This is a genomic window from Vibrio sp. 1402, assembly GCF_033340275.1.
Map to the genome: position 1 here is coordinate 1 of NZ_JAWOWE010000419.1, position 614 is coordinate 614.

Below are 614 nucleotides of genomic sequence, written 5' to 3' on the forward strand. Positions count from 1 at the left end.
TGTCCCAACCCTAGAATGATGAAAACCTGAATTAAGCCGACAAAGATATACGGCACGATTTTCGCCACCATTAGCTCTATCGAGTGGATGGGCGTGGTGATCAATAGCTCCAAATTTCCCCGTTCACGTTCTCGTACAATCGCGGCACTGGTGAACCAAATCATCGTCATGGTGAGAATCACACCGAGTAAGCCGGGTACGATGTTGACCGCAGAACGCCGACTTGGGTTGTAGTAGAGTGCGACTTCGAATGTTTTGCTTGGCGCTGGGCGAATCTCGAAATCAAAATCGGTCAATGGCATGGTTTGCAACGACAATATTGCCGAGCTGATCATGGTATCTGACCCATCCACAATCCATTGCCCAAGTTCTCGACCTTGCATCATGCGTTGTGTGAGATCGCTTGGCAAAATCAGCACGGCGCGCACAATACCATCTTGAATCGCTTGTTCAGCCTCTTGCGCGGTGGCATAGGTTTCTTTGATATCCACCACTTGAGTGACTTTGACGGACTGGGTAATGATCCGCCCGGCGGTGCTGCCACTTTGGTCGACAACACCTACCGGAATGTTGCGAATGTCCGTATTGATTGCGAAGCCGAACAGCAAAAGCTG

General features: G+C 50.2%; 1 protein-coding gene. It reads right to left on the bottom strand.

Going from position 1 to position 614, the window contains the following annotated elements; all coding sequences use genetic code 11:
- Positions 1–614 (bottom strand): ABC transporter permease (locus R7044_RS26430; protein ID WP_225456141.1); only part of this gene is annotated, 614 nt, incomplete at both ends.